Here is a 6,255-nt window from a genome sequence, read left to right as displayed (position 1 = left end):
TCGGCGCGAGAGCGTCGGCCGGTCGCATGGTGCCGAAGGGATTCCCGCGGACCGGGAAATTTGGTTGAAGCTGCTGATCTCCCCCCAAGTGGGGGAGATGGCCGGCAGGCCAGAGGGGGGCGCTGTCCCGCCAGCGCATCAAATGGTCATGGCTCGCCACTCGGTCGCAACTCTTGGGTCTTCAATGTCGGGTGCCAGGCTGGCGATCCTTCGCGACCCCCTCAGGCCTGCCGGACATCTCCCCCACAAGGGGGGAGATTGGCAGCTTCACCAACCATTTGGACTATCGTCACGATTGCGGCACTATAACAGTGCATAAACGCTGTTAGGCCGGGGAGAATTGACCGTTTGAAGGAAGCGAAGATCCAGAAGCCTGAGCGTCAGCAGCGCCTGTTCGGCCTGTCGACTCCGTTGCGATCAGCTGTCATTCCTCCGCTGTCGGCGGCGCGCTGGCTGTTGGTGCTGATCGTCGCCGCCGGCGTTTATTTCTTCCACGGGTTCCTGTTTCCCGTGCTGGCAGCCCTCGTCATTGCTTTTGCCAGCTGGCCGCTCTACCGCCGGCTGCTTGCCGGTGTCGGCGGTAACCGCACCGTCGCCGCGACGCTCGCCATCCTGTTCATCCTCGCCTTCCTGGTGGTGCCGATAGCGCTCGCCGGCACCTACGCCATCAACGAGGTCCGCGAATGGGTCGGCTGGGCGATCGAGACCAACAGGCACGGCGCGGTCACACCGCACTGGATCACCTCGCTGCCTGTCGTCGGCGAGTGGCTGAACGAACAGTGGATCGACAATTTCGGCCATCCCGGCGGCATCGGCGAGCTGATCCAGCTGGTCAGCGGCGCTAATATCGGCAGCATCTATCGCGGCGTGCTGGCTGCCGGCGGCAGCGCCTTCGGCCTGTTGCTGACGCTGCTGTTCATGATGATCGCGCTGTTCTTCGCCTACCGCGACGGCGAACACTTTGCCAGCCAGATCGACCGGCTCGGCGAACGCATCCTGCCGACGCGCTGGGAGCGGATTTCGCGCGTCGTGCCGGCGACCATTTCCTCGACCGTTACCGGCATGACCGTGATCGCCATCGGCGAGGGGCTGGTGCTCGGCATCGCCTACTGGCTGGCCGGGGTGCCGTCGCCGGTGACGCTGGGCGCATTGACCGGCGTGATGGCGCTGATCCCCGGTGGCGCGCCGCTGTCGTTTACGCTTGTGTCGATCTACCTCGCCGCCAGCGGCTCGCCGATGGCGGGTCTGGCGCTGTTCATCTGGGGCGCAGTGGAACTGTTCATCGTCGACAAGACCTTGCGCCCGAAGCTGGTCGGCGGGCCGATCAAGCTGCCCTTCCTGCCGACCTTTTTCGGCCTGATCGGCGGCGTCAAGACGATGGGCTTTCTCGGCCTGTTCATCGGCCCGGTGCTGATGGCGCTGCTCGTCGCGATCTGGCGCGAATGGCTGCGCGAGGTGGAACTGGCCGAAGACACCGTTCCCGACGCGGCGGCCGAGCTCGAAGGCGGGCCGCCGCAGATCGAGATTGTCGCCGGCCCGGCGAAGAAAAGTCAGGCTGGGTAAGCGACGGCGAGCGCTGCCCGGCGCTTGCGCCCTTCATGCAACTGCCACAGGGAATGGGCAACCAGCGTGACGATCAGGATCACGCCGCCGATCAAGCTGTTGCGCGACGGCGTCTCGGCAAAGATCATCCATATCCAGACCGGCGCCAAAACCGTTTCCAGGAGATAGAACATCGCCACTTCCGGGCCTGAAATGTATTTCGGCCCGTTGGCTAGGCAGAAGAAGGCGAACGGCATGATGACGGCGCCGTTGAAAACGATCCACCATGGCGCCTCCACCTGAAAACCGGTCCTGGAGACCATGAGCGCCGCCAGCCCGAACGGCAGCAGGACGCCGGTCAGCGCGGTGAATCCCATATCCCTGCCGCTGGCGCGTGAAACGGTGATGGCGCAGGCAATCGCCAAGGCCGAACACAGCGCCATCACATCGCCGAACAGATTTCCCGTGCCGACGGAATCGCCGACGATGATCGCGATGCCGACGATCATCAGCGCCATTGCCGCAAGCGTCAGCGGCTGCGGTCGCTCCTTCAGGAACAGCCACGACAGCAGCGCCGAGAACATGGTGGAGAAGGCCAGGATGAAAACCAGATTGGCGGTCGAGGTGTTGTAGACGGCAGTGATGAAGGCGATTGCGCCGAGCCCGTAGAGGGTGGCGACGACGAGCCCCGACCAGCCGGGTATCAGCTGCGGAGCATTCTTGCTGAACGAGCGCCAGATGGCCCATACGATCAGCCCTGCCACGAAGGTGCAGCCGGTGCGCAGCAAAAGGATCGTCCAGGCTTCGCCATGGGCGAGCCGGATCAGGGGAATGTCGATGGTCAGCGCCAGCCCGCCAAGCGCGGTGAGCAGAAGTCCTTTGGTGTGGGCATTGTGAGAGGACATGCAACGGCTTTCGCAATGATTTGAGCAGATGCCAGTCGGCGCAATCGCCCCGCCAACGGGCGGAAAGACCAGCATCGTCTCGGCTGAAAATGTTTAGATCAGGATCTGGTAAGAAGAAAAATCAGCGCGTGACCGCTTCGTGGTCGTAGCGTTCCCAGCCCTTCGGGCCGAGATGCTCCTGCGGCATGAAGCGCATCTTATAGTTCATCTTGCGCGAGCCGTTGACCCAGTAGCCGAGATAGACGTGGGGCAAGCCCATGGCCCGGGCGCGGGCGATATGGTCGAGGATCATGAAGGTGCCGAGCGAGCGGTCCTCGAACTCGGGATTGAAGTAGGAATAGACCATCGACAGGCCATCGGCCATCTTGTCGGTCAGCGCCACGGCGATCAGCTCGCCCTGGCCCTTGCCGGTGATGAATGTGTCGGGGCCGCGGCGCCGGTATTCGATCACCTTGGTGTCGACATGGGTATCTTCGACCATCATGGCGTAGTCGAGCACCGTCATGTCGGACATGCCGCCGCGGCGATGGCGAGCGTCGAGATAGCCGCGAAACAGCGAATACTGCTCGGTCGACGGCTGCGCGTCGTGCATGGCGCCGATCAGATCGGAATTGCGCTGGATCACCCGCTTCATGTTGCGGCTGGCGGTGAACTCCTGCGCCAGGATACGCACCGAGACGCAGGCGCGGCAGGTCTCGCAGGCGGGACGGTAAGCGATGTTCTGCGAGCGCCGGAAACCGCCTTGCGTCAACAGGTCGTTCATCTCCGGCGCCTTGTCGCCGACCAGATGCGTGAACACCTTGCGTTCGAACTGGCCCTCGAGATACGGGCACGGCGATGGCGCGGTCAGGAAGAACTGCGGCGACTGGGTCGGATGGTGCGTCATCGAACCTTGGGAACACTCCTGCGAATCGCTCTACCTTTGGCTTGGCTGGCGAAAAATTCAACAGGATTGTGAAGGCGGGGTTGAACGGACCCCTTCACATTTGCGCACAAATGCCTGTTGGCGTCGGTTGGACGCCGGTTCAACGGTCGCTGCGGCTGACGACCGTGCCAAGCAGCAGGTCGTGCAGTGTGCGCTTGCGATCGGAAAACAGCGTCACCAGGAGGACGAGCGGCGTCAGGATGACCGTGCTCGCCCAGAACAGCACCGAATGGACAACGGCGGTGAGGCCGTCGATACGGCTGCCGTCGAGACGATCGAGCCGAATGCCCATCATCTTCATGCCTGATGTGGCCTGGTTGCGACCGCCCAGCGTGTTCCAGATGTAGAGAATGGCGACCGCCGGCACGAGGATGGAATACAGCGCCCAGCCAAGACCGAATGTCAAAAGGCCAAGCACGGCCACCAGGATCGCGAACGGAATGGTGAGCAGCGCCACGATGCAATAGTCGATGATGAAGGCCAGGATCCGCCGCGTGCGCACACCGTCATAGGCCCTGACGTCGTCGAGCCTGCTGGTGATGATTTCGCCGTCAAGTACGCGCGCGTTCATGTCATGTCCTCGCAACAGGCGCCACGCTAGGGTGCGCCGCCACTGAAATGGTGAAGACCGCGGGCGGAATCAAGATCGGTTCGTCCATCGGTCCTGCTCGGCAGTGTGACGCGGTTGAGCCGATTGAATTTGGTGGACGGATGGCGTTAGCTTGCTGCGGCGCAACAAGACGCCGAGGGGACGGGGTTACATGGATTACGACATGCTGGTCATCGGCAGCGGCCCTTCCGGGCGCCGCGCCGCGGTGCAATCGGCCAAGCTCGGCAAATCGGTGCTGGTGGTCGACAGGGGCCGGCGCCTCGGCGGCGTCTCGGTGCACACCGGCACCATCCCGTCGAAGACGCTGCGCGAGACGGTGCTGAACCTGTCCGGCTGGCGCGAGCGGGGCTTTTACGGCCGCGGCTACCGGGTCAAGCAGGACATCTCCATCGCCGACCTGGTCGAGCGGCTGCACAAGACGCTCGACCACGAGGTCGAGGTGCTGCAGCACCAGTTTATGCGCAACGCCGTCAAAAGCGTGCGCGCCATGGCGAAATTCGTCGGCCCAAACAAGGTCAGCCTGACGGCAGACAATGGCGACTACTCGGAGGTTGGTTTCACCAATGCGCTGATCGCGGTCGGCACCAGGCCGCACCGGCCGCGCGACGTGCCTTTCGACAAGATCCGCGTCTTCGACAGCGATGAGATGCTGGAACTCGACCATCTGCCGCGCACGCTGACGGTGATCGGCGCCGGCGTCATCGGCGTTGAATATGCGACGATCTTTTCGGCGCTCGACGTGCCGGTGACGCTGGTGGAGCCGCGCAACACCATCCTCGATTTCGTCGACCGCGAGATCGTCGACGACTTCATCCACCAGATGCGCGACCGCGGCATGACCATTCGCCTCGGCAGTACGGTCAAGGAAATCGTCTCAAAACCCGACTATGCCGAAGTGACGCTCGCCGATGGCCGCACCATCCGCTCCGAGATCGTGCTTTACGCCGCCGGCCGCAGCGGCAATCTCGGCAGCCTCGGCCTCGACGTGGTCGGCATCGAGGCCGATTCCCGGGGCCGCATCAAGGTCGATCCGCAGACCTTCCAGACCAGTGCGCCCAACATCTATGCCACCGGCGACGTCATCGGTTTCCCCAGCCTTGCCTCGACATCGATGGAGCAAGGCAGGGTGGCCGCCTGCCACGCCTTCGGCGTGCAACTGCCACCGCCGCCGGAAACCTTCCCCTATGGCATCTACGCCGTGCCGGAAATCTCCACCGTTGGTCAGTCGGAGGAGCAGGTGCGCGAGAGCGGCGCTGCTTATGAAGTCGGTCTGGCGCGGTTCCGCGAAACCTCGCGCGGCCACATCATGGGCGTCAACTCCGGCTTTCTGAAGCTGCTGTTCTCGGTCGAAACGCGCCGCCTGCTCGGCGCCCACATCGTCGGCGAAGGCGCCACCGAACTGATCCATATCGGCCAGGCGGTGATCAACCTCGGCGGCACGGTTGATTTCTTCGTCAACAACACCTTCAACTATCCGACGCTGGCCGAAGCCTACAAGATCGCCGGGCTCGATGCTTGGAACCGGATGGGACAGGGCTAGGCGACGAGCATCTGCTCAGCCGTTCCGCCGGGCGCCGATGCGGTCTACCAAGGTCTCTTAGCCTGCCTGGCGTGCGACCAATGCTGGTCCCGCCAGCCATTGCCGGACGATGGCGGCATCCGGGTCGCCGATTTCGTGACCTGAAGGCACGATGCGCGCATCGACCTCGGCGCCATGTTTGTTGAGCAGCCTCACCAGTGGCGGCGCAAACGGCCCGTAGGTCTCGTCCGCGGCACCAGCGACAATCAGGACGCGCCTTCCTGTCAGATCGGTTGCCGGCGCATCGTCAAGCACGGGCATTGCTCTCAGCAACGCCGCTTTTCGGACGAGGCCGGAGTTGAGCAGCATCAGGCTGGAAACCAGATTGGCGCCGTTGGAATAGCCGAGGAAAGTCGCCCGGGCGAGGTCGAGCCCGTGGCGCTTTGCGGCCTCGCTTGCGAAGGCGGCAAAGTACGATGTTTCGGCACGGATGCTCGCCTGTTCGAAACTGGTCGGCGTGATCCGCTCGAACCAGCGGAAGCCGTCTTCTTGGCGGATGCGGCCACGCACCGCGACCAGCGTGGCGTTAGGGGCGATCTGCCTCGCAATCGGGACCATCGTCGTTTCGTCGACACCCGATCCGTGCAGTAAAAACAGGCTCTCGCCGCCGGCATTCTCCGGCTTGAGGAGGCGGTAGGGAAAGGCCAGATCCTGGTGCAGAAAGGCGTTCTCGTCGCTATATCGATCCACGCTC

General features: G+C 63.5%; 6 protein-coding genes. 2 read left to right on the top strand and 4 right to left on the bottom strand.

Going from position 1 to position 6,255, the window contains the following annotated elements; genetic code table 11:
* Window positions 1–348 precede the first annotated feature (348 nt).
* Entirely contained in the window at window positions 349–1,563 is a 1,215-nt protein-coding gene (locus tag NKJ88_RS19960) for an AI-2E family transporter (RefSeq protein ID WP_023682419.1), read from the top strand.
* On the opposite strand, the gene NKJ88_RS19955 is transcribed toward NKJ88_RS19960, so the two are convergent.
* The 3 genes from NKJ88_RS19955 to NKJ88_RS19945 form a co-directional block, all read right to left on the bottom strand.
* A complete protein-coding gene (locus NKJ88_RS19955) occupies window positions 1,551–2,447 on the bottom strand; it encodes a DMT family transporter (protein WP_023689526.1) in 897 nt (298 codons plus the stop codon). The genes NKJ88_RS19960 and NKJ88_RS19955 overlap by 13 nt on opposite strands.
* A 121-nt stretch (window positions 2,448–2,568) precedes the next feature.
* Window positions 2,569–3,333: an arginyltransferase gene (locus tag NKJ88_RS19950; RefSeq protein ID WP_023682417.1), complete on the bottom strand. Its 765-nt coding sequence runs from the start codon at window positions 3,331–3,333 to the stop codon at window positions 2,569–2,571.
* Between the two features lie 139 nt (window positions 3,334–3,472).
* Entirely contained in the window at window positions 3,473–3,943 is a 471-nt protein-coding gene (locus tag NKJ88_RS19945; RefSeq protein WP_023673020.1) for an RDD family protein, read from the bottom strand.
* A gap of 190 nt (window positions 3,944–4,133) precedes the next feature.
* Between NKJ88_RS19945 and sthA the strand changes: the two genes are divergently transcribed.
* The gene (gene sthA / locus NKJ88_RS19940; RefSeq protein ID WP_023682415.1) at window positions 4,134–5,522 is read left to right on the top strand and encodes a Si-specific NAD(P)(+) transhydrogenase; all 1,389 of its coding nucleotides are present in this window, start codon (window positions 4,134–4,136) and stop codon (window positions 5,520–5,522) included.
* A gap of 57 nt (window positions 5,523–5,579) precedes the next feature.
* Here the strand turns inward: sthA and NKJ88_RS19935 are convergent, their stop codons facing one another.
* Entirely contained in the window at window positions 5,580–6,251 is a 672-nt protein-coding gene (locus NKJ88_RS19935; protein WP_023682414.1) for an alpha/beta hydrolase, read from the bottom strand.
* Window positions 6,252–6,255: the final 4 nt, after the last annotated feature.

This window comes from Mesorhizobium sp. M0016 (assembly GCF_040324035.1).
GTDB lineage: Bacteria > Pseudomonadota > Alphaproteobacteria > Rhizobiales > Rhizobiaceae > Mesorhizobium.
The sequence above is the reverse complement of the archived record's forward strand: the minus strand, read 5'-3'. Positions and strand labels throughout refer to the sequence as shown.

What these genes read in the sequence shown, in the direction of transcription:
- sthA (WP_023682415.1), top strand. Translation starts at nt 4,134, where the DNA reads ATGGATTACGACATGCTGGTCATCGGCAGCGGCCCTTCCGGGCGCCGC.
- NKJ88_RS19950 (WP_023682417.1), bottom strand. Translation starts at nt 3,333, where the DNA reads ATGACGCACCATCCGACCCAGTCGCCGCAGTTCTTCCTGACCGCGCCA.
- NKJ88_RS19955 (WP_023689526.1), bottom strand. Translation starts at nt 2,447, where the DNA reads ATGTCCTCTCACAATGCCCACACCAAAGGACTTCTGCTCACCGCGCTT.
- NKJ88_RS19945 (WP_023673020.1), bottom strand. Translation starts at nt 3,943, where the DNA reads ATGAACGCGCGCGTACTTGACGGCGAAATCATCACCAGCAGGCTCGAC.